Raw genomic sequence first — 26,821 nt, forward strand, 5'->3', positions numbered from 1 at the left:
CGAACGCCGCCAGCTCACACTGGCAGCCTGACCAACCAACCACCTGTCCGGGAACAGGGGTCAACCTCAGGGGTCTGGAGGCGATTCGCGGTGCCCGACCAGGCATCCGCCGACACGATCAAGCCGATGGCGTACAACCAGGGCTTCTACAACCTGTTCCTCGCAATCGGCGCGCTCGTCGGCATCATCGCCTACGGGGTCGGACAGCACGTGATCGGGCTGACCCTCGTGTTCTTCACCCTCACCTGCATGGTGCTCGCCGCGGTGGTGCTGGTGACCACGGGAGCACGGTACATCCGTGCGGCGATCATTCAGGGCATCCTGCCGCTGGCCGGCATCGTGCTGATCTTTCTGAGCGACCCGATCACGGTGTGATGCCGGCGCCCATCCGCACCCACCGCGCACGCATCCGCTCGACCACGCTCGACCAATTGCGCCACTTCGTAGCGACAGCGCCAGGATTAGTGGCGCAATTGCCGAGACCTGGCGCAATAAGCGGGCGCAGGGCAGCGCACGGGCACAAGCGGCGAGCGGCGAGTGGCGAGTGGGCGCAGGGCAGCGCACGGAGCGGGCACGAGCAGACGCACAGAGCGGGCGGAAGCAGACGCACAGAGCGGGCGGAAGCAGACGCACAGAGCGGGCGGAAGCAGACGCACGGTAGGAACGCAGGCGAGCGCGAGCGTAGGCCGGGCGCGTCAGGCGAGCGGCCTCGTGGTGGCGCCGCGCACCTGCGGTGCGACGTGCTCCGGGCGGAAGCCGCGGCCGATCATCCGTGCCGCCACACGCTGCACCACAGGGAGCACCGCGGACAGCACGATGCGCCGCGGCTCGCCGAGCGGCGACGGCAGCAGTTGCACACCGGCACCATTGATCACGTGGTGCGCGGCCAGCTGCACGGCCTGCATAGCGCGAGTGGGTGGCATCCGTCTGCGCTGCACCCTGTCACACCCCGCATCGAGAGCGGATGCCCGTGGGCCGGCCACCGCGCCCGCCCCGCGCAGCAGCGGCGCGAGTCGGTTCGCGGTGGCGACGGCATCCTGCACGGCGAAGTTCACACCCACGCCGAACGCGGGCGACATCGCGTGCGCCGCGTCGCCGATGCACAGCAGTCCCGGTCGCCACCACGTCTCGAGCCGGTTGATCTGCACCGACAACAGCTTGAGCTGATCGAACGACTTCAGCTCGCCGACGACCGGCGCCAGGAACGGCGCCGTGTCGACGATCGAGGCGCGCACGGCATCGAGCCCCTTGCTGTGCAGCTCGTCGAAGCCGCCTTTCGGAATGACGAGACCCATCTGGTAGTAGCCCTCCCGCGGAATGGTCAGCACGAGGCGGTGCTCGTCGATGTAGCCCAGGGTGTCGGGCGGAGGCTCGGCGGGTTGCGGCAGACGGAACCAGACGACGTCGATCGGCGCGCCGAAGTCGGTGGACGGCAGTCCGGATGCCGCCCGCAGCACCGAATCCCGCCCGTCCGCCGCCACGGTGAGGGCGGCGTGCACCTCGACAGGGCCGTCTGGTCCGATCGCCCGCACCCCGGTCACGCGCCGCGCACCAGCGCCGGCCGCTGCGTCGGTGCGCGGTGCGTAGTCTCCGGGAGCCCCGTCTGTGACGAGCTCGGTGGCATCCGTGCGCATGAGCATCCGGAATCCCGGATACGCCCGCGCGTGCTCGGCGAGAAAGCCGAGAAAGTCCCACTGCGGCATCAGCACCAGGAAGTCATTTCGCCCACCAAGGCTGTCGAAGTCGACGGGCGTGATGCGGGTGCCGTCGACCACGGCGTCGAGCGTGGAGACGGAGGTGTGCGGCAGCGTGAGGAACGCGTCACGCAGGCCCAGCTCGTCGAGCACCTGCAGCGTGGACGGGTGGATGGTGTCGCCGCGAAAGTCCCGCAGGAAGTCGCCGTGCTTCTCGAGAACGGCCACCTCGACGCCCGCGCGAGCCAGGAGCATCCCGAGCATGACCCCGGCGGGGCCGCCGCCGACGATGCAGCAGTCGACGTCGATGCGGGCCGGCTCCGTCTCGGTTTGCTTCGACTTCGGCTGCTTGGACTTGGGCTGCTTCGCGTTCGGCTGCTTCGCCCGAGCGGAAGGCATCGCTACGAGATCACTTCGTCGGTCGGGCCGTCGGATCCGGGATGGATGTCGCGCAACGCCTCGACCAGCTCCGCGGCGTGCTGGGTCGAGACGATGACGCGCGAGAATCCGTCAGCGACCTCGCCCGAGTCGGGCAGGCGCTCCGGTGCCTCATCGCCGGAAGCGGCGGCGGCGGCGGAAGCGGCGGGGTCGTCCGCGACACCGGCATCCGGCTGGTCGATGTCGATCACCACGGCCGAGCGCTGCTTGCCCTTGAGCACGAGAAAGTCCTTGCCCCCGTGGAACTTCCACGTGCCGACGGCGAGCGTCAGCGGGATGCTGTTGCCCGGCGCGCGCACCCCGCGAATCCAGATCCACGGGTCGGCGGTGATGGCCACCGAGCGGATGTTGTCTCGCGGCACCACGAGGTCGTCGCGTCGCAGCGCGAGCACCTTCTCCGCACGGGTGAGGCGGATCTCGAGGCGATCGCGGTACACGTGAAAGTCGGCCATGCCCCTAGTCTGCCGGGTCGCGTTGACCCGGTCCGGTATGTGCTGGCAGCGACGCGAGACGTTACAGAACTGACGCCTCGAAGGGCACGGGGCTCTCTCACGGGTGGACGTCACTGAGGCGGAGCCGCAACGGTTCAGCGCCAAGGCCTCGACGAAATCCGGCCCGTGTTACAAGATGTGGGTCCTCGGCCGCCAACGTCGCCGGATCTGAGACATGCGGTTGCCGGCATGTCACAGAAGTTGCGGGTTGCCCGCAGGGAACCCTCATGTTCCGTGACACGGATGCCATCCTCGTGAAGCTCCGGCACACGGTGGTCGCGCGCCATAGGCTTCGGGACGTGGATATGAGGTTGCGTGCCGGCCTCGACAGCGACATCGAGTGGCTTGTGGAGTTGCGCGCCGAGGTGCTGCGCGAGGATCTGGAGCGCCTCGGCGCCTACGACGCGGTGCGCGTGCGCCAGCGGATGCGTGACGCATTCGTCCCGGCGAACACGCAGGTGATCGTCGTGGACGGTGCGGATGCCGGCTCGATCACGGTGCGCGCCGAAGACGACGTGCAGTGGATCGAGCACTTCTACCTGACGCCTTCAGCCCAGGGCAAAGGGCTTGGAACCGTCGTTCTACGCACTGTTCTGGCCTCCGATGATCCGCGGCCCTTCCGGCTGAACGTCTTGCAGGGAAGCCCCGCCCGTCGGCTCTACGAGCGCCACGGCTTCACTGTCGACACCGAGGACGCGGTCGATGTGTTCATGACGCGATCGCACGTTGCAAGGGATCAGGGCGCCCGTAAGACTCGCTAGCCAGTTCCGGCAAGCTGCCCTGCGACAAAGTTTCCATGACACTGAACATTCGGACGCTTCTGAACTAGTCGTTTCGACATACCCCTACCAGTCGTTTGGACCTACTCGTACCAAGTGTTTGGACGCATGTCCGCGCGGCTCATCCGGCGCGCACCGACATCCACCCTGCCGCCGCATAGCCCGCATCACGTAGGGTGAATCCGTGGTAGCCGCCCGTCGAACGCCGGGGTCGCAGACTTCACTCCGTGAAGCCAATCGCGGCCGCATCGTCGACGCCGTCAAGAAGTACGGAGGGCTCAGCCAGATCGAGCTCTCCGGACTCACCGGGCTCTCCCCCGCGACGGTCTCCAACATCGTCAAGGAGCTCAGCGGCGCGGGCGTGCTGAACACCGCGCCTGGCACACGCAGCGGTCGACGCGCGCAGCACGTCACACTGGCGCACGCCCTCGGGCTCGTCGCCGGCGTGCACTTCTCCACGCGCCACCTGCGCATCTCCATCTCCGATGTCGCGTACACGACCGTCGCCGAGTCGCACATGCCGCTCGCCAAAGACCATCGCGCCGACAACGAGCTCGACCGCGTCATGCTGCTGCTGGCCGACCTGCTCGACTCGGCCGGCGCAGGCATGCTCGACCTGCTCGCCGTCGGTGTGGCGCTGCCCGCACCGATCGACAAGCGCACCGGGCGCATCGCGCGGCGGGGCATCCTGCGCGGATGGGACGGCGTCGAGGTCGCCGACGTGCTGCAGCAACGGCTCAAGCGACCGGTGTTCGTCGACACGGATGCCAACGCCGCCGCACTGGGAGAGCTGCGGCTGGGTGCCGCCCGCGGCAAGGAAGACGTCGTCTTCATCGACGTGGGCGACCGCATCGGCGCGGGGCTCGTGCTCGGCGGGCGCGTCTACTCCGGTCACGGCGGCATGGCGGGCGATCTCGGGCACACGGTCATCCAGGAAGACGGCCCGGTGTGCGAGTGCGGCAACCGTGGATGCGTTCAAGCCATCGCCGGAGGCGACGCCTTGATCCAGAGGCTGCAGACCGGTGCCCGCGGCATCAAGCTCCAAGACGTGATCGTGCGGGCCATGTCGGGCGACGCGGATGCCATCCGCGCGATCGCCGACGCCGGCACCGCCATCGGGGTGGCCACCGCGAATCTGTGCAATCTGCTCGATCCGGAACGTGTCGTCGTCGGCGGCGAGCTCGGCCGGTCGGGCGAGCTGCTGCTGGGGCCCATGCGCCGCGAGGTCGAACGCGCCGTGCTGGCCGGCACCACGTTGGCACCTGAGATCGTGCAGGGTCAGCTCGGCGCAGGCGCGGCGGCGATGGGCGCTGTCGCGATGGCGGTCGACCGTGTCTCCATACAGCCCGAAGATTCCACGCCCATGGAGGACGCCGGGGAATGAAGGCGATCCGCGCGGGTTCGCTGCTCGCGGTCGCCGCCTGCGTATTCGCCCTCGTCGGGTGTTCCAACGCGGTGGCGCCCGGGGATACGTCGCATGCCGCCGTCGATCCGGCGCACGCGACGATCGGCTTGCTGCTGCCCGACTCCACGAACACGCGCTACGAGTCGGCCGACCGGCCGGCGTTCGAGGCGCGCATCCACGAGAAGTGCCCCGGCTGCAGCGTCGCGTACCAGAACGCGTCCGCCGACGCGGCTCGCCAGCAGCAGCAGGCCGAGTCGATGCTCGCGCAGGGGGTCGCCGTTCTGGTGCTGGATGCCGTCGACGGCGAGGCTGCGGCATCCATCGTCAACGAGGCTGTCGCCAAGGGTGTGCCGGTCATCGCCTACGACCGCATCATCGACAGCCCCGACCTGTCGTTCTTCGTCTCCGCCGACAACGAGCGGGTCGGCGTGCTCCAGGCGCAGTCGCTCGTGGACCGGCTGCACGAACTGAAGGTGCCGGCCGGATCGGGAATCCTCATGGTCGACGGAGCACCGACGGACAACAACGCCGGCGCCTACAAGGACGGCGCGCACTCGGTGCTCGACTCGTCGGGCTACACCGTGCTGGCCGAGTACGAGACCCCGGACTGGGCCGGATCGGAAGCGCAGACCTGGGTCGCCGGCCAGATCACCCAGTTCGGATCCCGCATCTCCGGCGTGTACGCGGCGAACGACGGCCTCGCCCAGGGCGCCATCGCGGCGCTGCAGGCGGCAGGCGTGGAACCGGTTCCACCTACCACTGGTCAGGATGCCGAGGTGGCCGCCGTGCAGCGCATCATCGCCGGAACGCAGTACATGACCGTATACAAACCGATCAGAGAGCAGGCGCGGATCGCGGCGGATGCCGCACTCACGATCGTGCGCGGCGGGCATCCTGAGGGCACGGCCACCACGAAGGTGTCGGGCAAGACTGTGCCGACCGTGACGCTCAAGCCGGTCACCGTGACGGTGCAGAACGTGAAGAAGGTCGTGATCGACAGCGGATTCCACACCGTCGCCGAGATCTGCACGCCCGCGTACGAAACCTATTGCAAGGAGCACGGCATCTCATGAGTGTGGGAGACGCTGCCCCGAGTGCTGACGCAGCCGGCCCGGCCGACGTGCTCGAACCCGTCGTCAGCATGCGCGGCGTCAGCAAGTCGTTCGGGCACATCCAAGCGCTGCGCAACGTGGACCTCGACCTCTACGGCGGCGAAGTCGTCGCGCTCGTTGGCGACAACGGCGCCGGCAAGTCGACGCTGGTGAAGATCCTGGCGGGAGTGCACCCGCCGGACGCCGGCACCATCGCCTACGAGGGGCGGCACGTCACCATCCCGTCGCCCGCGGCATCCCGCGAGCTCGGGATCGCCACCGTGTTCCAGGACCTCGCCCTCTGCGACAACCTCGACGTGGTCGCGAACCTCTTCCTCGGGCAGGAGCTCGGCAACGGGCCGCTCGACGAGGAGGCCATGGAACAGCGGTCATGGGAGCTGCTCCGTCAGCTCTCGGCGCGCATTCCCTCGGTGCGGATGCCCGTGGCCACGCTCTCCGGTGGCCAACGTCAGACCGTGGCCATCGCGCGCTCGCTGATCGGGGAGCCGAGCGTGGTCATGCTCGACGAACCGACCGCCGCGCTCGGCGTCGCCCAGACCGCCGAGGTGCTCAACCTCATCGAACTGCTGCGCGATCGCGGGCACTGCGTCGTGCTGATCAGCCACAACATGGCCGACGTACAGGCCGTCGCAGACCGGGTGATCGTGCTGCGCCTGGGGCGCGTGAACGGCCGGTTCCGGGCGCCCGACCTCAGCTACGAAGACATCATCGCGTCGATCACCGGCGTGCTGAACCTCGAGGAGGGCACGCCGGAGGACGACCCGCTCGACCGCTTCGGTCACCGGCCCGGGCCGACCGGTTCCGGTGGCGCACGGTCGGGCGATGCGCGGTCGGGCGGCGATCCCATCGGGGGCCCGTTCGGCGGCGCCTTCGGCGGTGCAGGTTCGGGCGGCGGCCCTCTCGACGGCCCCTTGGGCGGGCGCGACGACGGCAGAGGTGCCCGATGAACGCGGTCGATCGCGCAGCGGCCGCGCGCGGGTCGGCCCGAGACCGCACGGAGCCGAGTGGCGCCTACACTCTGCGCGACGTGGCATCCGGATTCGCGGCGCGGCTGCGCGACGGTGAACTCGGCTCGCTGCCCGTCGTGCTCGGCCTGATCGTCATAGCCGTGCTGTTCGAAGCGCTCAATCCGCGGTTCCTCGCACCAGGCAACCTCGTGAACCTCACGCTGCAGGCGACGCCGCTCGGGGTCATCGCGCTGGGAACCGTCGTCGTTCTGCTTGTCGCGCAGATCGACCTCTCGGTCGGATCGGTCAGCGGCCTGGCGAGCGCCGTGGTCGGCGTGTGCGCCATGCGGCTGCAGTGGCCCATGTTCATCGGAGTCGTCGCCGCCATCGCGGCTGGTGCGGCGATCGGGGCGTTCTACGGCTTTCTGCTCACCCGGTTCGGGGTGCCGAGCTTTCTGATCACGATCGCCGGTCTGCTCTCGTTCCTCGGCGTTCAGCTGGCGCTGCTTGGGCCGAACGGATCCATCAACATCCCGTTCACCGACCCGCTGGTGCAGTTCGCGAACACGTGGTTCCTGCCGCCGTGGGTGGCGTACATCATCGTCGGCATCGCCGCACTGGCCGTGCTCGGCACCGGGCTGGCGCGCAGGCGCAGACGGATGCTCGCACAACTGCCGGCGGAGCATCCGTCGGTCACGATCCTGAAGGCCGCAGCCCTGCTGGTCGCCCTCTGCATCGTCGTCTGGTACCTCTCGCTCGATCGCGGCACCGCGATCATGCCCGTGCTGTTCCTGCTGCTGGTCGTGGTCTTCTCTTACCTGCTGCGGCGCACGCGCTGGGGCCGCTCGGTCTTCGCGGTCGGCGGAAACGTGGATGCGGCGCGCCGGGCCGGACTGCCCGTCACCCGCACCCTGGTCACGGCCTTCATGATCTGCTCGGCCTTGGCGGCGCTGGGCGGAGTGCTCTCAGCTGCGCGGCTCGGGTCGGCGACGACGCTCACGGGCTCCGCCGACACGAACCTCAACGCCATCGCCGCGGCCATCATCGGTGGCACCAGCCTGTTCGGCGGCAGGGGCAGCGCGTGGTCCGCCGTGCTCGGCGTACTGGTGATCTCCGTGATCTCCAGCGGGCTGACGCTGCTGAACCTCGACGCGTCCGTGCGGTACATCATCACCGGCGCCGTGCTGCTGCTGGCCGTCATCGTGGATTCACTTTCCAGACGCTCTCGCGCGAGCCACGGGCGCGCGTAGGCGGCACCGCCCCGCCGTCCATGCGGAGGCCCAGTGTCCCGGCGGGGCCCGGCGTCCCGGCGGGGCCCGGCGTCCCGGCGGGGCCCGGCGTCCCGGCGAACGTCCAACGTCTCGGCGGAAGGCCGAGCCCAGCGAGACTGCACACCCACGCCGAAACAGCGGGGCTTACCCGACGTCTCGGGGTGGCTGTGCAGTCTCGTGGGTGGATGTGCGGTCTCGGGGTGGCCGTCCAGTCCCGCGGATGGCCGTGCGGTCTCGCAAGAGGTTCTGCCACTCGTCGACGGGTGGAGCCATTACCACCTTGCGCTCGATTCTCGAGGCTCCGCCCACCAGATTCCGGATGCCTGGATCGCGGCGATCGCGGCGGCACACGCGTGCCCGTTCCCACACTCGGCGGCGACTTCCGTCGAATCGACTGCGTCGGGTCGCAGCGCGGTTGGGAAGCCGCGGCGCTATCCGATGATTTCGACCGGTCCGGTGACCGTCACGTGAGTCGGGCAGTCGGCGGATGATCCGGGGATCTGGAACGTCAGCGTGATCGTCCCACCCGAGGCCAGGTCGTCGTTGTACGCCGAGGCCGCGACAGCGAGAGCCACGCCAGCACCGTCCGCACTCGCGGTGAAGGTCACAGGACCGTCGAAGACGGTCGCGCCCCTGACGACCAAGACGACGTGACCGTTGTAAGTCGTGCCGCCCGCCAACGCCGCGCGGAGCGCACTGTCGGTGACGACACCGTCGACCACGACGCCGCCGTCACCCTCGTTGGGCGACCAGCGCTGGACCGTGTCGTTCAACTCGGCGGGTGTGCACGTGGGCGTAGGAACGCTCGTCGGTGTGGGAGTCGTGGTCGGCGTCGGCGTCTGGGTCGGTGTCTGCACGGGAGCGGCGGCCTGTCCGCACTGGTTGCCCACGGGGTCTGCGTGAGCGGGCGCTGATGGCATGCCGCCGAGCATCAGTGCGCCGAACAGAACGAGAGTCAGCGTCGTCGTACCGGCCGCGCTCTTCTTCTTGCGACGTGCCGCGAGGTAGAGGGCCGCACCGGCGAGAACCACAACCACGGCGACGACGATCAGCGGTACCGACACGGTGGATCCGGTGTCTGCCAGGCACGGGTTCATGGACTGCTCCTGCTCGATTCCTGCTCGATTCGCGCCGCAGAAGCGGACGCCCCACAGTAGCGAGAGAACGAGTGGACAGCATCCACCCCGTTCGGGGGCGCGACCTGACAGCGCTCAGGGTGCGCGCGCATCCGCTCCCGGGTGGTCGAAGACGTCCGGCTCTGCCGTCGAACCGCCCGCGCCGCCGCCGCAGCAGCACCCGTCACCGCGGCAGCCCCCGACGCCACGACAGCACCCGCCACCGCGATGTGGAGCATCCGCGGGCAAGCACGGCTGACACTGCTCGATCTCGACGCCTCGGTGCGTCACATCATCACAGGCGCCGCGCTGCTGCTCGCCGTCATCGTGGATTCACTTCCCAGACGCTCACGCACGAGTCACGGCCGCATGGGTCGCGCTTCCCAGCCGCCCTGGCGAAGGTTCAAGGTCCCGATGGCGCGCAGCGTCCGCGGCGAAGGCTCGGTGTCTCGCCGGGACGCCCAGCGTCCCGGCGAAGGCCCAGCGTCCCGGCGAAGGCCCAGGTCGGCGAGACTGCACAGCCACTCCGAAACAGTGGGGTTTACCCCACGTCTCGGGGTGGCTGTGCAGTCTCGAGCACGGTTCCGCCACTCGTCGACGAGTGGAGCGTCCCCGCCTTGCGGCGGGCGGAGGTCGGGCAGGCAGGTGCACGGCGGGCGGGCGAACGCACGGAGGGCAGCCGGCTCACGGCGGGCGGGCGGGCGCTGCACGGCGGGCGGGCGGACGCACGGCGGGTTGCGGGCAGGCGGACGGACGGCCGCGGGCAGGAGCCCGTCCGACGGACGGCGGGCGGGCGGACGCACGGCGGGCGACGGGGCCCACGGCAGGCAGGAGGGCGGGCAGGCGCACGACGCACGGCAGGCAGGCGCGGACGCACGGTGGGCGGAGGTCGGGCGGGCGGGCCTGCGGACGAACCGCGGACGAGCGAACGAGCGAACCGCGGGCGAACGCGAGCGGACGGACGCACCGCGGACCGCGGCACGCCGCTTCAGCAGTCGACGAAGTCGGTTACTGAATTTCTCGATTGTGTTCAACATCTGAACGCAGTTGTGTTAGCGTGGCGTTTCGTTGCCGCACCCGAGGCAACACACGCGGCCCGGGCGGCCGCAGCACCACGGGACGAGGGCGTTCGAACCCACACGTGAAGAGCCTTGAGCAGCTCGAACGACGGATGCCTCGCCCCGCACAGCGAGAGGATCATCCGTGGCGAACGCCCCCCTTCTGGAAATGCGCGAGATCACCAAGCGCTTCCCCGGCGTGATCGCACTCTCCGACGTGTCGATGACCGTGGCACGCGGCGAGATCCACGCGATCTGCGGCGAGAACGGCGCGGGAAAGTCGACCCTGATGAAGGTCTTGTCGGGCGTCTACCCCTACGGCACGTACGAGGGTCAGATCGTCTTCGAAGGCGACGAGGTTCGCTTCTCGAACACGAAGCAGAGCGAGAGTGCCGGAATCGCGATCATCCATCAAGAGCTGGCGCTCATTCCCGAGCTCTCGATCACCGAGAACCTGTTCCTCGGCAACGAGATCACCCGGTTCGGCCGCATCGACTGGGTCGCGTCGCAGAAGCGTGCTCGCGAGCTGCTCGACCTCGTCGGGCTTCGCGAAGACCCCGACACGCCCATCAAAACACTCGGCGTCGGCAAGCAGCAGCTCGTGGAGATCGCGAAGGCCCTGCACAAAGACGTCAAGCTGCTCATTCTCGACGAGCCGACCGCGGCCCTCAACGAGAGGGAGTCTCAGCACCTGCTCGACCTGATCCTGGGCTTCAAGAAGTCGGGCATGACGTCGATCATGATCAGCCACAAGCTGAACGAGATCGAGCGGGTCGCCGACTCGATCACGATCATCCGTGACGGCAAGACGATCGAGACCCTGGATGTCGCTGCAGGCGGCGTGGACGAGGACCGCATCATCCGCGGCATGGTCGGGCGCTCTCTGGAGAGCCGTTTCCCGGAGCGCACGCCGAACATCGGCGAGACGTTCTTCGAGGTGCGCAACTGGAGCGTGCAGCACCCCGTGGACCCGGAGCGCCTCGTCTGCAAGAACGAGAGCTTCTTCGTGCGCCGCGGCGAGATCGTCGGGTTCGCAGGGCTCATGGGCGCCGGCCGCACCGAGCTCGCGATGAGCGTGTTCGGGCGTAGCTACGGCACGTACCTCGACGGTGAGATCTACAAGGACGGCCGCCGCATCAAGATCGCGAATGTGCACGACGCCATCCAGCACGGCATGGGCTACGTCAGCGAAGACCGCAAGACGCTCGGCCTGAACCTGCTCGACACCATCAAGCGGGCGACTGTCTCGGCCAGGCTCGACAAGATCTCTCGTGGCGGCGTCGTCGACGACCTGCTCGAGTACAAGGTGGCCGAGGAGTACCGGCAGGCGCTGCGCACCAAGGCGAACTCCGTCGACGAGGGCGTGAGCAAGCTCTCCGGCGGCAACCAGCAGAAGGTCGTGCTGGCCAAGTGGATGTTCACCGACCCCGACCTCCTCATCCTCGACGAGCCCACCCGCGGAATCGACGTGGGCGCCAAGTACGAGATCTACAACATCATCAACCAGCTGGCCGCACAGGGTAAGGGGATCGTGCTGATCTCCTCCGAGCTGCCGGAACTGCTCGGCATGTCGGATCGCATCTACACGATCTTCGAAGGCCAGATCACGAACGTGCTGCCGGCAGGCCAGGCCAATCCCGAATCCCTCATGGTCAGCATGACCTCCACCCGAAAGACCGGACAAGCAGCATGAGCAAGTTCTCCCAAGGCCTGCGCACCCTGACCGGGGGCCGCGGAATCAGCCAGTACAGCATGATCATCGCGCTGGTCGCGATCGTCGTCGTGTTCGAGATCTGGACAGGCGGCTACACGCTCGACCCCACGAACGTGATCAACATGGTGCAGCAGTACTCCTACATCCTGATCCTCGCGATCGGGATGGTCATGCTCATCATCGCCGGCCACATCGATCTCTCCGTCGGCTCGGTCGCCGCGTTCGTCGGCGTGGTCGTCGCGCAGTCGATGGCGATCTGGCACCTGCCCGCGGGCCTCGCGATGCTGCTCGGAATCGTGGTCGGCGCTCTCGTGGGCGCCTGGCAGGGCTTCTGGGTGGCATACGTTCGGGTGCCCGCGTTCATCGTGACGCTGGCCGGCCAGCTGATCTTCCGCGGCGCCAACCAGGTGGTCGGCAACTCGACCGCCGTGCCCACCCCGGCCTCGTACAACTGGATCGGCAACGGATTCCTGCCCGACTTCGGACCGGACTTCGGCTACAGCAATCCCACGCTCATCCTCGGCCTCATCGTCGTCGTGGCGCTGATCTGGAAGGAGCTGCACGACCGGCGCAAGCGCGTCAGGATGGGCGCTCAGACGCAGCCGGTGTGGGTGAGCGTCGTCAAGCTCGTGTTGCTCTGCGGCGTCACCATCTTCGCCACCTACCTGTTCGCCACCGGACGCGTCGGCACGAGCTTCCCGATCGTCGGCATCATCGCCGGGCTGCTCATCCTGCTCTACAGCTTCCTCACCTCCAGCACCGTGTTCGGCCGCCACATCTACGCCGTCGGCGGCAACCCCAGCGCGGCCGTGCTCTCCGGCGTGAAGTCCCGGCGTGTGAACTTCCTGCTCATGATGAACATGTCGGTGCTCGCCGCCGTCGCCGGCATGGTCTTCATCGGCAACGCACAGGCATCCGGACCGTTCGACGGCACCGGCTGGGAGTTGGATGCCATCGCCGCGGTCTTCGTCGGCGGCGCCGCGATCTTCGGCGGTGTCGGCACCGTCGCGGGGTCGATCATCGGCGCGTTCGTCATGGCCTTCCTCTCCAACGGCCTCTCGCTTCTCGGCCTCGACAGCTCGTGGGTGTCGATCATCCGCGGTCTCGTGCTCGTCGCCGCCGTCGCGTTCGACGTCTACAACAAGACGCAGGGCCGCCCGTCGATCATCGGCCTGCTGCTGCGCGGAGTCGGCATCGGCCGCAAGACGAAGTCGACCGTCACCGAAGAGGAGTTGGATGCCCAGCCGCAGGGCATCGACAAGCCCGCCGGCGAGCAGGTCGAGAAGGTCGACACCCTGTCGTAGTCCGCACACCGGCGGCGACCCGTCGGCGCGGGTCGGTCATCCACTCCCCATCCCCACCCGCTGTCCAGAGGCATCGGACGGCTCACGAGAAGGCGCGGCCCACTGGTCGCCCTGCAATCCACAAGAAGAAGGAACAACATGCGCAAGAAACTGCTCATCGGCCTCACGGCCGTGGCCATTGCCGGCCTGGCGCTGACCGGATGCTCGTCACGCGCCAGCTCCGACACGGCCAGCACCACGGTGAAGAAGGGCGACACCATCGGCGTCGCGCTGCCCCAGAAGACCTCGCAGAACTGGGTGCTCGCGAAGGCGTCGTTCGAGAAGGCGCTGAAGGATGCCGGCTTCAAGTCGGACGTTCAGTACTCGTCGAGCGTCGCCGACCAGCAGAACGTGATCCAGTCCATGGTCACCAAGGGCGACAAGGTCATCGTCATCGCCGCACAGGACGGCAGCCAGCTGGGCACGCAGGTCGCTCAGGCGAAGAAGGCCGGCGCGACGGTCATCGCGTGGGACCGCAACATCATGAACACGAAGAACGTCGACTACTACGCGGCCTTCAACAACTACAAGGTCGGCCAGCTGCAGGCTCAGGCGCTGCTTGACGGCATGAAGGCCAAGAAGCCGAACGGTCCCTACAACATCGAGATCTTCGCCGGCGCGAACACCGACGCGAACGCCACCGTGTTCTACAACGGTGCGATGAGCGTGCTCAAGCCGCTGATCGACAAGGGCGAGCTGAAGGTGCCGTCGGGCCAGACGACCTTCCAGCAGGTGCAGACGGACAACTGGGACCCGAAGAACTCCCAGGTGCGTATGACCAACATCATCACCAAGACGTACTCCAACGGCACGGTTCTCGACGGCGTGCTCTCCCCGAACGACACCCTCGGCCGTTCGATCATCACGGCCGCGCAGCAGGCCGGTCTTCCGGTGCCGGTGGTGACCGGTCAGGACTCCGAGACCGCGTCGATCCCGCTCATCATGAAGGGCGTGCAGTACTCGACCATCTACAAGAACACCGACGAGGAGGCGAAGGCGGCGGTCGACCTGATCGACGACCTCGCCAGCGGCAAGAAGAAGCCGGCCGGCGTCGTGTACAACGACAAGACGAACGCGTACAACGGCACGATCACCGTTCCGTACAAGGCGCTCACGCCGATCCTGGTCACCAAGGCGAACGCCGTCACGGCATACGCCAACAACCCGACCCTCGAGCAGCTGGCCACGGCCAACCAGTAGTCTCGCGCGTCACCTCGGGGCCGTCCGCGTTCGCGCGGGCGGCCCTTATGTGTGTGGGGTCGGCCCGCGTGCTCCGGCCCGCGTGCTCCGGATCGGCCCGCGTGCTCCGGATCGGCCCGCGTGTGCGGCGTCGGCCCGCGTCCTCCGGTCGACCCGCGTGCCCCGAGGTGATGAACCGAGGCCGCCCGCGCGGCCCGCCGACACTACAGACAGGTCAGGGAGACCACGATCGCCGCCGACACTACGAAACGGCCGTCGACACTACCAATTCTCCGGCCAGACTACGGTCAACGACCGTAGTGTCAGTGCGAAATCCCTAGTGTCGGCGGAGCATCGCGCTGCTCGCGCCGGGAGCCGCTCTGGCCGGCCGGCTACTCGGGACGGGCAGCTGCTGCGGCGCGGGCGGCCGCGGGGAGGGCGTCGAGCACTCGGTTCAGCGCGGCGTCGTCGTGCGCTGCGGTGACGAACCAGGCCTCGTAGACGCTCGGCGGCAAGGACACGCCCCTCTCGAGCATCGCGTGGAAGAACGGGCCGTAACGGTAGGCATCCTGTGCCTGCACCCCGGCATAGTCGACGGCCGGCGTCTCGCGGAACTGGATGCTGAACAGGTTGCCCGCGCGCGAGACGAAATGCGGAACACCGGATACCGTCAACGCGGCATCCACCGCCGCGGAGATCACTGCGGCAGCCCGGTCGAGGTGCGCGTAGACCTCCGCATCGGCAAGTCGGAGCGTGGCGAGCCCTGCCGCCACCGCGACCGGGTTTCCGGAGAGGGTGCCCGCCTGGTACACCGGGCCGACGGGTGCGAGCCGCTCCATGATCTCGCGCCGAGCGCCGAGTGCTGCCAGGGGCATCCCGCCGCCGATGACCTTGCCGAACGTCACGATGTCGGGCAGGTAGGTCGGCGACACGAGATGGCGCGACCCGTCGTCCTCTTCGCGGATCGTGAACGCGTCGAGCGCCCAGTACCCCGCAGGACCGACGCGGAAGCCGGTGAGCACCTCGTCGAGGATGAGCAGCGCGCCGTGGTCGTGGGCCGTGTCGGCGAGAAACCGGTTGAAGCCAGGAGCGGGTGGAACGACGCCCATGTTGGCCGGGGCCGCCTCGGCGATGATCGCAGCGACGCGGTCGCCGTGCTCTTCGAAAACCTCGCGCACGGCGCCGCGATCGTTGTACGGGATCGCGACGGTCTGCGCCGCGATCGGCGCGGGAACGCCTGCAGACGCGGGCAGGGCGAGGGTCGCGAGACCGCTGCCGGCATCCGCGAGCAGACCGTCAGAGTGGCCGTGGTACAGGCCGGAGAACTTGACGACGAGGTCGCGGCCGGTGAAGCCGCGTGCGAGCCGGATGGCCGTCATCGTCGCCTCGGTGCCCGTCGAGACCAGCCGCAGCTCCTCGATGAGGCGTGTCGTCACGAGCGACCGGCCGGGCAGCAGGTCCGCACCGGGCGTGACCGAGAGCCGGCCGATCACGAGTTCGGCGAGGTCGGACTCGGCCGGGGTCGACGCCCCGAAGCTCAGGCCGCTGGCCGCCGCATTCTGCACGGCCGCCACGACCTCCGGATGCGCGTGCCCGAGAATCGCCGGACCCCACGACGCCACCAGGTCGACGTACTCGCGACCGTCGACGTCTGTCACGTACGGTCCGCGCGCGGCGACCAGAAATCGCGGTGCGCCGCCGACGGAACGGTACGCCCGCACCGGAGAGTTCACCCCGCCGGGAATCACACGCTGGGCGCGTTCGAACTCGCGCTCGTTCGCGTCACCCGCGAATTCCACCGCGTCAGCGCCGCCGGCGACGAAGCTCCCGTCGGCGCGGCTCGCGTCCGCGTGGCTTGCATCGGCGCGGCTCACGTCCGCCCGACTCACGTCCGCGAGGCTCGCATCCGCCCGACTCACGTCCGCCCGGCTCGCATCCGCCCGGCTCGCATCCGCGCGGCTCACGTCCGCCCGACTCACGTCCGCCCCGCTCGCATCCACCCCGCGCGCATCCGCCCGGACCCCGTCGTACCGGTCCGCGTCGGCCGCGCCTACCTCAGCCATCCGGCCACCTCGACCGCCCAGTAGGTCAGCACCGCGTCGGCCCCCGCTCGCCTGATGCTCGTGAGCGTCTCCAGAACGGCACGATCGCGGTCGATCCATCCATTCGAGGCGGCAGCCTCGATCATGGAGTACTCCCCGCTGACCTGATATGCCCACACCGGAATATCACTGCTCTCGGCGACATCGCTGAGCACGTCGAGGTACGACATCGCGGGCTTCACCATGAGGATGTCCGCACCCTCGTCGAGATCGAGCCGCGCCTCGCGCAGACCCTCGCGCCGGTTGGCGGGGTCCTGCTGGTAGCTGCGGCGGTCGCCTTGCAGCTGCGAGTCCACCGCCTCCCGGAACGGGCCGTAGAAGCCCGACGCATACTTCGCCGCGTATGCGAGCACCGCGGTGTCGGCGAAGCCCTCGCCGTCGAGCGCGTCCCGCACCGCGGCGACCTGGCCGTCCATCATGCCGCTGAGGCCCAAGATCTGCGAGCCGGCGTGCGCCTGCGCCAATGCCATGTCGCGATAGCGCTCCAGCGTGGCGTCATTGTCGACGCGGCCCGCGGCATCCAGCACCCCGCAATGGCCATGATCGGTGAACTCGTCGAGGCAGAGGTCGGTCTGCACCACCAGTGCCTCGCCGACCTCGGCGACCACCACACGGGTCGCAGCATTGAGGATGCCGTCGGCATCCGTCCCGCCGCTGCCCACGGCATCCCGCGTCTCCGGCACGCCGAACAGCATGATGCCGCCGATGCCGGCAGTGGCGGCCTCGTTCACCGCACTCTTCAGGCTGTCGAGCGAGTGCTGCACGACGCCCGGCATCGAGACGATGGGCCGAGGCTCGCGAATGCCCTCCCGCACGAAGACCGGCAGGATCAGCTCGGCAGCGTGCAGCCGCGTTTCCGCCGTGAGCCGGCGCATCGCCGGTGTGGCGCGGAGACGGCGGGGGCGAACAGTCGGGTGCAGCACGTCGTTCACCGCTCCAGCCTATGGGCGCGCCCTGTGGGCTCGCCGGGGGCCAGCGGGGCGGCGGGCATGGCCGGTGAGACGCGGGGCGTGGCCCGGCGTCACCGCGGAGCGCGGCCCGGCGGCACCGCGGAGCGCGGCGTCACGGCGGAGCGCGGGGTGCGAGCGCGGGGTGCGGAGCGTGGGGTGCGGAGCGCGGGGATGCGGAGCGCCTGGCGTGGGGTGCGGAGCGCCCGACCCGGAGCGCCCGACCCGGAGCGCGGCCGGGCGCCGCCCGGCGCAGTGCGTGCCGCACCGCGTCGCTACGATCGAAGGCGTGAGTGCGGCGGGATCGTGAGCGAGGCATCCGGCACCGAACCCGATCCCGCGAACGGGCCGAACGGTCGCATCGGTCTTGCGGTCGCGGCGATCAGTCTGGGTACGCTTCTGAATCCGCTGAACTCCTCGATGATCGCTGTGGCGTTGGTCGATCTGCAGAAGACGTTCGTGCTGGGTATTGCAGAGGCAACGTGGGTGATCACCTCGTTCTATCTGGCGTCGGCGGCGGGTCAGCCGTTGATGGGGCGTCTTGGTGACCGGTTCGGGCCGCGTCGGCTTTTCGTGTTCGGCATGTGCGTGGTGATCGTGGTCAGCGCGCTGACACCGTTGGCACCTTCGTTCGCGTGGGTGTGCGTCGGCCGGGTGGGGCTTGCGATCGGCACGGCCACCGCGTTCCCGTCGGCCGTGGCGATGGTGCGACCCCTCAGCACACGATCCGGGGTGTCGACGCCGCGGTTGCTCGGCCGCATCCAGATCGCGAACACCGCAGGTGCTGCGATCGGGCCCGTGCTCGGCGGCCTCCTGGTGACCACACTCGGCTGGCAGGCCATCTTCGCCGTGAACGTTCCGCTGGCCGCTCTCGCCCTGATCGGCACCCGGATGCTTGCACCGGCCGATGCGAAACGCCGCCGGCAACGCGTACGCACCCTGCTCGTGCAGTCCGACATCCCCGGCATCGCACTGTTCATCGGGATGCTCGTCGCACTCCTCGTCTTCCTCCTCGGACTGCAAAAGCCCCTCTGGTGGTTGCTCGCCCTCGCCGTGCTGGCGGGCATCGGATTCGTCGCCCGCGAGTTGACGGCATCCGTACCGTTCATCGACCTGCGCATGCTCGCCGCCAACCGGTCCCTGATGATGGTGTACCTGTGCTTCGCCGTCTTCAACCTCGTGTACTACACGGCGTTCTTCGGTCTTCCGCAGCTGCTGCAGGACCACGGCGGGTACAACGCCGGCATCACCGGACTACTGATGTTCCCCCTGGCCGCCGTGACGATCGGGCTCACCCCGCTCGGTGCACGCTGGATCGAGAAACGCGGGCTCAGGTTCACGCTGATCATCGGCGGGCTCGGCCTCATCGTCGGCACGGCACTGCTCGCCGTCGCGGCGTTCACCCTCACACCTGTCGTCATGCTCCTGATCACGGCGGCGATGGGCGCCCCCTACTGCATCGTCAGCATCGCCATGAACCAGGCACTGTACGCGTCGGCCCGACCCAAGGATGTCGGTGTCGCCGCCGGCATACTCCAAACCTCCCGCTACGTCGGCGCCATCTCAGCCACCACGGTGCTCGGCATCGTGTTCGCCAACGGTTCAGGGCCCCACGCCGGCACAGAATGGATCACCGTCATCGCCATCGCCACCGGCCTCGCCATCGTGCACGCCCTACTACTGGGCTCATGGCACCCACGCGAATACCAAGAACCCGCGAACACGTAGGCGAACGGACCGCACGGGCGGCCCGGTCGCACCGGCGGCTCAGTCGCGGAGGAACCGCTCCATCGCCTGCAGCGTCATCAGGTCGTCGTCGACGCCGCCGCCCTCGTGGCCGTTGTGGGTCCACACGGCGATGTCCTTCTGGGCCGTGTACGCGTTGAAGGCCGCGAACACGGTCGAGGGGGGACAGACGGCATCCATCAAGGCGACGCTCGCCTGAAGAGGGGCGCTGGCCCGCCGTGCGAAGTTCACTCCGTCGAAGTAGGAGACCGTTCGACGCACGCTCTCCCATTCGCACCGATACGACGCGACGTGCTCCCGCAGCTCGGAGTAAGGGCTGGCATCGGTGATGGTCGTGGCACGAGCGATGTCGCAGAGAAAGGGCACCCTCGCGACCACACCGCGCAGCCCCTGCGTGAGGCCGGCGACCGCGAGCGACAGGCCGCCGCCCTGACTGACGCCGAAGACGGCGACACGGTCGGGGTCGATCTGCGGAATGCTGCGGGCGGCATCCACAGCGCGCACCGCGTCGACGATGAGACGACGGAAGTAGTAGGTGTCGCGGTCGCCGACTCCGCGCGTGACGAAGCCGGGCACCTGCCGACCCGACGTGTCCGTGTCGGGCGTGACGCCGCGGGATCCCGACCAGCCCTGCCCGCGAGTGTCCATCTCGAGGTGCGCGTAACCGGCGGATGCCCAGAGCAGGTTCTCGACGGCATCCCCGCGCCCGCGCCCGTAACCGTGGTACTGCACCACGGCCGGCAGTCGCCTCTGGCCGCATCCTGCAGGCACACGCAACCAGGCCCGGATGCGCTGCCCCGCGTAGCCGGAGTACGTCACGTCGTACACATCGACCGTTCGCAGCGGCGAAGCGACCCGTTCTGCCGACACCGCGATGTCGTACGACCGGCTCGCCGCGAGGGTGTCCGCCCAGAACTCGTCGAAGTCGTGCGGATCGGTGACGGCACCGGTGAACGAGCGCAGTTCGCGCTCCGGAAGGTCGACGAACATCACCGTTCCTTCAGCGCGTCGACGAACCACGAGGTGATGGTGGTGGGGTGCGTGATCGCGGTGCCGACGACCACCGAGAAGGCTCCGGCGTCGAGCGCTGCCCGCGCATCCGCAGGGGTGTGGATGCGTCCCTCCGCGATCAGCGGCACCGTCAGCCGCGGCGCGAGTTCGGCGATCAGCTCCAGGTCGGGGCCGTGCGTCTTTGCGCGCTCGCCCGTGTAACCGGCGAGGGTGGTTCCCACGATGTCGGCACCGGAATCCTGCGCGGCGAGCGCGTCGTCGAGGCTTCCGCAGTCGGCCATCACGAGTGCATCGGTCTGCTCGTGCAGAGCCTCGACGGTCTCCGCCAGCGTGCGGCGGTCGGGACGGGCGCGTCGTGTGCCGTCGATCGCGACCACCTGCGACCCGGCAGCCACGACCGCGAGCGCGTCGTCGAGGGTGGGCGTGATGAAGACGTCGTCGCCCGACACCTTGAGCAGTCCGATCATGGGCAGGTGCACCTGAGACGTGATGAGCCGGATGTCGTCGAGGCCCTGGGCGCGGATGCCCACCGCGCCGCCTCGTTCGGCCGCCAGCGCCATGCCGAGCATCGCCTCCGGGGTGCGGAGCGGCTCGCCGGGGTACGCCTGACACGAGACGACGAGCCTGCCGCGCAGCGACTCGACGAGGGCGGGCGGGTGCGGGTTCGTCACTTCAACTCCTGGAACGCGAGGTGGGCCGCGCCGGCCAGCGCGGCGTCGGGGCCGAGCTCCGCCGGCACGATGGGTACGGACGCGAGCGAGGGCATGGCATCCGCGCGGGCTGCGGCGAGCAGCGCGTCCCACCAGAAGTCCCCGGCGCCGCTGAGTCCGCCGGCCACGACGACGACATCGGGGTCGACCGTGTTCACGAGCCCGCCGATCGCCGAACCGAGAGCGGTGGCTGCCACGTGCACCGCCTCCGCCGCGATCGGGTCGGTGTCGACCCTGGCGACGACCGCTCGGGCGTCGCCGACAGACACGTGTCCGCCGGCCCGCTGGTACGCCGCGTGGATCGCCGGACCCGCGGCGATCGCCTCGAGGTGGCCGATGCGGCCGCAGGAGCAGACCAGGCCGGCCGCGGCCGACGCCGGAATGTGCCCCAGGTGACCGCCTGCGCCGTGTGCGCCGAGTGCCGGTGCGCCATCGGTGACGATCGCACCGCCGACCCCGGTTCCGGCTGCGACGACGAGCACAGTGGCTTTGGCACGTCCTGCGCCGTAGACGGCCTCGCCGACCGCGTGCGCGTGCACGTCGTTCACCACGCGCACGGGCAGCCCGAATGCGCCCCGGAACGCGCCGGCGACATCCGCTCCTGCCCATGCCGCCAGCGTGCCCGTCGCGGAGCTCACGCGCCCGTTGCGGTCGATCACTCCGGCCGAGCCGACGCCGATCGCCGCGATCCGGCTCTCGGCGGTGAGCTCGACGGCGAGCCTGAGGGCATCCGACAGGATGCTCTCACTCCCCTCCATCGCGGGCGTCACGACATCGCCGCGCACCTGGAGCCGCCCCTGCTCGTCCACGACGCCCACGGCGATCTTCGTGCCGCCGATGTCGATCGCCAGGGCGAGCGGTCCGGCCATGTCAGGCCACCGGGACGGCGAGACCGGCGCGCTGGAGGTATCCGCCGATCGTCTCGAGCTCCGACTCGTTCAACTGCACCTGCGGGTCGGCGGTGCGGCCGGTCTCGATGACGCCCTGCAGCACCAGGCCGGCCTTGAAGGCGCCGATCGCCGACGAGTTGCCGCCCATCTCCCGGCTGTCGGCGCCGACGTTGACGAAGTCGAAGAGCTCGATGAGGCGCTCCTGCTCGCGCCGCGCCGCCTCCCAGTCGCCCGAGCGGGCGGCACGGTACAGGTTCACGTATCCCGCCGGATCGACATTGCCGAGACCGGGCACCACGCCGTCCACACCGAACCACAGCGCCGTGTCGACCAGAAGCTCGCTGCCGGTGAAGATGCTGAAGTCGTCGAACCGGCCGTCGCCGCGCGCGTCGAGAACCAGGTGACGCAGGCTCGCGTCGTCGCCCGAGGAGTCCTTCACGCCCGCCAGCACGCCCTCCGCCGCCAGCGAGAGCACCAGGTCGCGTCCGAGCTTGGTCTGCACGCAGACCGGAATGTCGTACGCCCACAACGGGGTCGGGCTCGCCTCTTTGATGAGGCGGAAGTGCCGCTCGATCTCCACCGGATGCGTGCGCGTGTAGAACGGCGCGGTCGCCACGATGCCGTCGACGCCGAGCTCGTCTGCCACTCGAACGTGCTCGAGCACGCGCGGTGTCGTGGTGTCGATCACCCCGGCGAGGATCGGCACCCGGCCCGCCACGTGCTCCACGGCCGTCTCCAGCACGAGCCGGCGCTGGTCGTTCGTGAGATACACGACCTCGGAGCTGGAGCCCAGCACGAACAGGCCGTCGACGCCGCCGTCGATCAGGTGATCGAGAAGACGGCGGTACGAGACGACATCCACCTCCCCAGCCCGGGTGAGAGGCGTGCATACCGGGGGGACGACTCCGGTGAGCTTGGGCATGGTGGTTCTCCTTGGTGCCTCGGCGCTGTGCCTCAGGCGTTGATGCATTCGTTGCGGAAACGGGGTGAAAGGTCCGGCGCGCCTCAGGCGTGCAACAGGCTCGGCGCGGCGCCGAGCAGCTTGCGCGTGTACGCGTCGCTGGGATTGTCGAAGATCTGCTCGGCGTCGCCGCGTTCGACGATCACGCCGTCGTTCATGACGCAGATCGTGTCGGAGACGTGCCTGACGGTCTGGATGTCGTGGGAGATGAAGACCATTCCGAGGCCCAGCTCGCGTTTGAGCTTGCCCAGCAGGTTCAAGATCTGTGCTCGCACCGAGACATCCAGTGCGCTCGTCGGCTCATCGGCCACGATGATCTGCGGGTCGAGGGCCAGGGCGCGCGCGATCGCCACACGCTGGCGCTGCCCGCCGGAGATCTGGGCGGGGACGACCGATGCCGAGTTCGGCGGCAGGCCGACGACGTCCAGCAGCTCGTATGCCCGGGTCTCCCGGGAGCGCCGGTTGCCGATGCCGTGCACCTGCATGGGGTCGAGCAAGGTGTTCAGCACCGTCATGCGCGGGTTGAGCGCCGTCGCCGGGTCTTGGAACACGACGCTGACGGCACGACCGAAGTCGGTGCGTGCCCTGCGCCCGCGCACCGGTTTGCCGCGGAAGTGCACCGTGCCGGCGGTCGGCTGCTGCAGGCCGACGATCACCTTCGCCAGAGTCGACTTGCCGCAGCCCGACTCCCCGACGATGCCAACGGTCTGTCCCACGGAGATGTCGAGGTCGACACCGCGCAGGGCGCTCACGCTGCCGTGCTTGAACACGCTTCCGCCGGTACGGGTGCGGTAGGTGACCTGCACATCGCGCAGTTCCACGATCGGCTCGTTCATCGTGCTGCTCCGTTCGCCGGCGCCTTCTGCGCCTCGTCTTCCTCTTCGGCGAGGAGCACCGCTTGCGGCGTCGGGATGATCCGCGCCGCGAAGAGGTGCTCCTCGGAGCCCGGGATGGCGGCGAGCTCCGGCCGGATCGTGGGATCCGCGTTCGGGTCGAGTGAACGCGGTGCGAACCTGTCACCGGCTGGGAAGTCGATGGGCGAGGGCACCGTGCCCGGAATCTGGTGCAACATCTCCGCCTGGTCCTCGATCGAGAGCACCGAGCCCAGCAGACCGCGGGTGTACTCGTGCCGCGGGTCGAGCAGCAGGCTCCTCGTCGGCGCCGTCTCGACCACCTGGCCCGCATACATCACGGTGACCCGGTGGGCGAGGGATGCCACGAGTGCGAGGTCGTGACTGACGAACACCATCGAGAACCCGAGGTCTTCGCGCAACGTGTCGAGCAATTCGACGACCTGCTTCTGCACCGTCACGTCGAGCGCCGTGGTCGGCTCGTCGGCCACCACGAGCTTCGGGTCGCGGGTGAGCGCCATGGCGATCAGCACGCGCTGACGCTGGCCACCGGAGAGCTCATGCGGGTAGCTGCTCAGCGTGCGGGCCGGGTCCAGTCCCACGAGCTCAAGCAGCTCCTCGGCGCTCCGCGTGCCTCCCCGGCTGGTCAGCTGCTTCATCTGCGAACGGATCTTCATCGATGGGTTCAGCGAGCTGAGCGCATCCTGGTAGATCATCGACATCTCGTGCCCGCGCAGCGCGTTGCGCTCCTTCGGCGAGAGCGTCAGCAGGTCCACCCCGTTGAAGAGGATCTGTCCGCTCACGTGGGCGGAGCGGGGCAGCAGCCCCATGATCGCGAGGCTCGTGATCGACTTGCCGCAGCCGGATTCGCCGACCAGCGCCATGGTCTCCCCCGGTCGCACCGAGAAGCTCACGTCGTCGACGATCGGGATGTCGCCGTAGCGCTCCGGGAACCGGATGCTCAGGTTCCGCACCTCGATGACGGGCGACTGGGTTCCGCTGTAGACCTTGCGCGGCGCTCTGGCGAGCTCCACCTCGCGCAGCTTCGCCAGGTGCTCGTCGAGGCTGAGCGCGCGTGTCGGTTCGGCGTCCGTCTCCTCGGCGTGCCCCGCTATCGCCTCTTCGGCCTCCTTGATGAGGGCCGCGGTGCGCTCGGGTGTGACGACCGGCGCGGTCTTGCGCTTCTTGACCCGGCGCAGGGCCGGGTTCGCCATGGAATCCGTCACGCGCTCCGCGATGATGTTGAGGCAGATCACGGTGAGCAGGATGAACAGGCCGGGGAACACGGTCGCCCACCAGCCGCCGGTGAACATCATCGCCCTGCCGTCCTGGATGACATTGCCCCAGCTGGGTGTCGGCGGGCGGATGCCGGCGCCGACGAACGACAGGCTCGCCTCGAAGACGATGGCGTCGGCGACAAGCAGTGTGGAGAACACGAGCACGGGGGCCGCGCAGTTGACGATGACGTGCTTGGAGACGATCCACCAGGTGCGGGCGCCGATGACCTTCTCGAAGGCGACGTAGTCCTCGCTGTACTGCTCGAGCACGTTCGCCCGCACCACGCGGGCCACCATCGGCATGTAGACGAATCCGATGGCGATGATCAGCGACGGGATGCTGCCGCCGAAGATGGTGACGAACAGCGCGGCCAGTGCGATGCCGGGGAACGCCATGATGATGTCGAGGATGCGCATGATCACGCCACCGCCCCACTTGGGCAGCGTGGCGGCGGCAGCGCCGATGACGGCGCCGGCGACCAGGGAGATCGCGGCGGCGCCGAGCCCGATCGAGAGGGAGATGCGCCCGCCGTAGAGGATGCGGGAGAAGATGTCGCGCCCCTGCAGGTCCTGGCCGAACCAGTGCTGAAGGCTGGGAGCGGCGGACGCCGTGCCGTGCTGCAGCTGTTCGGTCGCAAGCGGGTTCTGGGCGATCAGCGGAGCGAAGATGCAGGCCAGGGCGAGCAGCACGATGAATCCCAGGGAGATCCATCCCGACAGGCTCATTCCCCTCAAGCGCAGCCCGGGCTTGCTGAGGCGTTCTGTGGTCTTCTTACGGAGGATCATCATGCGGCAGCGCTCCTCAAGCGCGGGTTCACAGCGAGGTAGAGGATGTCGACGATCATGTTGACGACGACGAATCCGATGGCGATGACGATGACGACGCCCTGCACCACGAACGGATCGGAGTTGATGACGGAGTTGATCATGGTCTGTCCCATGCCGGGAAGCGCGAACGTGGTCTCGATGATGACCGCGCCCCCGATCAGGTAGCCGATCTGCAGGCCGAGCACGGTGAGCGGATTGATCAGTGCGTTGCGCAGCACATTGCGTCCGATGACGACGATGCGGGGGAGTCCGTTGCCCATCGCCGTTCGCACGTAGTCGCGGTCGAGTTCCTCGACCATCGACGTGCGCACGATGCGGGCCAGCGCGCCGGCGATCGGCAACGCGAGCGAGACCATCGGCAGCACCATGTAGAGGAAGAACTGCCCAAGGTTCTCCTGCGGATTCACGTATCCGCTCGGCGGGAAGATCTTGACGTCGACCGAGAACCACTGCACGAGCAGCAGGGCGACCCAGAACGACGGTGCCGCGACGAACGCCAGCGTGGCGAAGCGGATCACCTTGTCCGGCCAGCGGTCGCGGAAGAGGGCTCCCGTGATGCCCAGGAGAAGTGCGAGTACGACGGCGACCAGGATGCCCAGGCCGGTCAGCTGCAGCGTCAGCGGCAGCGCGGTGCCGATGATCTGGGTGACCGGCTGGTGGTTGAGCAGGCTGTAGCCGAGGTTGCCGCGGAAGATGTTCGCGACGAAGAAGAAGTACTGGACGATCAGCGGCTGGTCGAGCCCGTTCGCATGCCGGAACTGCTGAATCTGCGCCTGCGTGGGATTCCCGCCCTGGCCGGCGAGCGCGGCGATGGCCGGATCCGCTCCGGAGAACTTCATGACGATGAAGACGAAGAGGATGACGCCGAGTAGCAGCGGGATCAGCAGCAGGATGCGCTGAATGATCAGTCTGACGAAGAGTGCCACGGAGAACTCCGATGTTGCAGTGGTGG

At 68.7% G+C, this 26,821-nt stretch carries 22 protein-coding genes and 2 pseudogenes; 11 read left to right on the forward strand and 13 right to left on the reverse strand.

Features of this window, described 5'->3' with window-relative positions; all coding sequences use genetic code 11:
* Positions 1-27: 27 nt before the first annotated feature.
* Positions 28-375, forward strand: a complete 348-nt coding sequence (locus ACYVDK_RS00710; protein ID WP_460517337.1) for a DUF1304 domain-containing protein — start codon at positions 28-30, stop codon at positions 373-375.
* 320 nt (positions 376-695) lie between these two features.
* On the opposite strand, the gene ACYVDK_RS00715 is transcribed toward ACYVDK_RS00710, so the two are convergent.
* Both ACYVDK_RS00715 and ACYVDK_RS00720 read right to left on the reverse strand, forming a co-directional pair.
* Positions 696-2,093, reverse strand: a complete 1,398-nt coding sequence (locus ACYVDK_RS00715) for an FAD-dependent oxidoreductase (RefSeq protein ID WP_460516499.1) — start codon at positions 2,091-2,093, stop codon at positions 696-698.
* 2 nt (positions 2,094-2,095) lie between these two features.
* Positions 2,096-2,584 (reverse strand): hypothetical protein, encoded by a 489-nt coding sequence (locus ACYVDK_RS00720; RefSeq protein ID WP_460516503.1) that lies wholly within the window; start codon positions 2,582-2,584, stop codon positions 2,096-2,098.
* Positions 2,585-2,928: 344 nt separating this feature from the next.
* Between ACYVDK_RS00720 and ACYVDK_RS00725 the strand changes: the two genes are divergently transcribed.
* From ACYVDK_RS00725 to ACYVDK_RS00745, 5 genes are all read left to right on the forward strand, one after another.
* Positions 2,929-3,384, forward strand: a complete 456-nt coding sequence (locus ACYVDK_RS00725; RefSeq protein WP_460517340.1) for a GNAT family N-acetyltransferase — start codon at positions 2,929-2,931, stop codon at positions 3,382-3,384.
* 202 nt (positions 3,385-3,586) lie between these two features.
* Positions 3,587-4,786, forward strand: coding sequence for an ROK family transcriptional regulator (locus tag ACYVDK_RS00730; RefSeq protein ID WP_460516506.1), 1,200 nt, complete (start codon positions 3,587-3,589; stop codon positions 4,784-4,786).
* The gene (locus ACYVDK_RS00735) at positions 4,783-5,880 is read left to right on the forward strand and encodes a type 1 periplasmic-binding domain-containing protein (protein ID WP_460516509.1); all 1,098 of its coding nucleotides are present in this window, start codon (positions 4,783-4,785) and stop codon (positions 5,878-5,880) included. Before ACYVDK_RS00730 ends, ACYVDK_RS00735 begins: the two co-directional genes overlap by 4 nt.
* Entirely contained in the window at positions 5,877-6,866 is a 990-nt protein-coding gene (locus tag ACYVDK_RS00740) for a sugar ABC transporter ATP-binding protein (protein WP_460516512.1), read from the forward strand. The genes ACYVDK_RS00735 and ACYVDK_RS00740 overlap by 4 nt, the downstream gene beginning before the upstream one ends.
* Positions 6,863-8,116, forward strand: coding sequence for a sugar ABC transporter permease (locus tag ACYVDK_RS00745; RefSeq protein WP_460516515.1), 1,254 nt, complete (start codon positions 6,863-6,865; stop codon positions 8,114-8,116). Before ACYVDK_RS00740 ends, ACYVDK_RS00745 begins: the two co-directional genes overlap by 4 nt.
* Before the next feature lie 452 nt (positions 8,117-8,568).
* On the opposite strand, the gene ACYVDK_RS00750 is transcribed toward ACYVDK_RS00745, so the two are convergent.
* Complete coding sequence (locus ACYVDK_RS00750; protein ID WP_460516518.1) at positions 8,569-9,234, reverse strand: LPXTG cell wall anchor domain-containing protein; 666 nt, start codon at positions 9,232-9,234, stop codon at positions 8,569-8,571.
* Between the two features lie 1,245 nt (positions 9,235-10,479).
* Between ACYVDK_RS00750 and mmsA the strand changes: the two genes are divergently transcribed.
* The 3 genes from mmsA (at position 10,480) to ACYVDK_RS00765 (ending at position 14,567) form a co-directional block, all read left to right on the forward strand.
* Positions 10,480-12,003 carry a multiple monosaccharide ABC transporter ATP-binding protein gene (mmsA, locus tag ACYVDK_RS00755; RefSeq protein WP_460517343.1) on the forward strand — a complete coding sequence of 508 codons (1,524 nt, stop codon included), beginning with the start codon at positions 10,480-10,482 and terminating at the stop codon, positions 12,001-12,003.
* Positions 12,000-13,328, forward strand: coding sequence for a multiple monosaccharide ABC transporter permease (gene mmsB, locus ACYVDK_RS00760; protein WP_460516521.1), 1,329 nt, complete (start codon positions 12,000-12,002; stop codon positions 13,326-13,328). The genes mmsA and mmsB overlap by 4 nt, the downstream gene beginning before the upstream one ends.
* A gap of 138 nt (positions 13,329-13,466) precedes the next feature.
* Entirely contained in the window at positions 13,467-14,567 is a 1,101-nt protein-coding gene (locus tag ACYVDK_RS00765) for a substrate-binding domain-containing protein (RefSeq protein ID WP_460516524.1), read from the forward strand.
* A gap of 371 nt (positions 14,568-14,938) precedes the next feature.
* On the opposite strand, the gene ACYVDK_RS00770 is transcribed toward ACYVDK_RS00765, so the two are convergent.
* On the reverse strand, positions 14,939-16,345 hold the full coding sequence (locus tag ACYVDK_RS00770; protein ID WP_460517346.1) for a glutamate-1-semialdehyde 2,1-aminomutase: 1,407 nt from the start codon (positions 16,343-16,345) through the stop codon (positions 14,939-14,941).
* Here ACYVDK_RS00770 and ACYVDK_RS00775 point away from each other — a divergent pair.
* A pseudogene (locus ACYVDK_RS00775) lies at positions 16,290-16,472 on the forward strand (hypothetical protein); the annotation flags it as partial. The gene ACYVDK_RS00770 and the pseudogene ACYVDK_RS00775 sit on opposite strands and share 56 nt — an antisense overlap.
* Here the strand turns inward: ACYVDK_RS00775 and ACYVDK_RS00780 are convergent.
* Positions 16,463-16,708, reverse strand: a pseudogene (locus ACYVDK_RS00780) (pentapeptide repeat-containing protein); the annotation flags it as partial. The pseudogenes ACYVDK_RS00775 and ACYVDK_RS00780 sit on opposite strands and share 10 nt — an antisense overlap.
* Positions 16,597-17,523, reverse strand: a complete 927-nt coding sequence (gene hemB, locus ACYVDK_RS00785) for a porphobilinogen synthase (protein WP_460517349.1) — start codon at positions 17,521-17,523, stop codon at positions 16,597-16,599. The gene hemB and the pseudogene ACYVDK_RS00780, both read right to left, overlap by 112 nt.
* 378 nt (positions 17,524-17,901) lie before the next feature.
* Between hemB and ACYVDK_RS00790 the strand changes: the two genes are divergently transcribed.
* Positions 17,902-19,323 (forward strand): MFS transporter, encoded by a 1,422-nt coding sequence (locus ACYVDK_RS00790; protein ID WP_460516527.1) that lies wholly within the window; start codon positions 17,902-17,904, stop codon positions 19,321-19,323.
* A gap of 39 nt (positions 19,324-19,362) precedes the next feature.
* Here the strand turns inward: ACYVDK_RS00790 and ACYVDK_RS00795 are convergent, their stop codons facing one another.
* The 7 genes from ACYVDK_RS00795 to ACYVDK_RS00825 form a co-directional block, all read right to left on the reverse strand.
* Complete coding sequence (locus ACYVDK_RS00795) at positions 19,363-20,331, reverse strand: acetylxylan esterase (protein WP_460516530.1); 969 nt, start codon at positions 20,329-20,331, stop codon at positions 19,363-19,365.
* Positions 20,331-21,023, reverse strand: coding sequence for an N-acetylmannosamine-6-phosphate 2-epimerase (locus tag ACYVDK_RS00800; RefSeq protein WP_460516532.1), 693 nt, complete (start codon positions 21,021-21,023; stop codon positions 20,331-20,333). The genes ACYVDK_RS00795 and ACYVDK_RS00800 overlap by 1 nt, the downstream gene beginning before the upstream one ends.
* Positions 21,020-21,931, reverse strand: coding sequence for an ROK family protein (locus tag ACYVDK_RS00805; RefSeq protein WP_460516535.1), 912 nt, complete (start codon positions 21,929-21,931; stop codon positions 21,020-21,022). The genes ACYVDK_RS00800 and ACYVDK_RS00805 overlap by 4 nt, the downstream gene beginning before the upstream one ends.
* Position 21,932: 1 nt before the next feature.
* Entirely contained in the window at positions 21,933-22,874 is a 942-nt protein-coding gene (locus tag ACYVDK_RS00810) for a dihydrodipicolinate synthase family protein (RefSeq protein ID WP_460516538.1), read from the reverse strand.
* A gap of 83 nt (positions 22,875-22,957) precedes the next feature.
* Positions 22,958-23,749: an ABC transporter ATP-binding protein gene (locus tag ACYVDK_RS00815; protein WP_460516541.1), complete on the reverse strand. Its 792-nt coding sequence runs from the start codon at positions 23,747-23,749 to the stop codon at positions 22,958-22,960.
* The gene (locus ACYVDK_RS00820; RefSeq protein ID WP_460516543.1) at positions 23,746-25,830 is read right to left on the reverse strand and encodes a dipeptide/oligopeptide/nickel ABC transporter permease/ATP-binding protein; all 2,085 of its coding nucleotides are present in this window, start codon (positions 25,828-25,830) and stop codon (positions 23,746-23,748) included. The genes ACYVDK_RS00815 and ACYVDK_RS00820 overlap by 4 nt, the downstream gene beginning before the upstream one ends.
* Positions 25,827-26,795, reverse strand: coding sequence for an ABC transporter permease (locus tag ACYVDK_RS00825; protein WP_460516546.1), 969 nt, complete (start codon positions 26,793-26,795; stop codon positions 25,827-25,829). Before ACYVDK_RS00825 ends, ACYVDK_RS00820 begins: the two co-directional genes overlap by 4 nt.
* Positions 26,796-26,821: the final 26 nt, after the last annotated feature.

The organism is Humibacter antri, assembly GCF_054777235.1.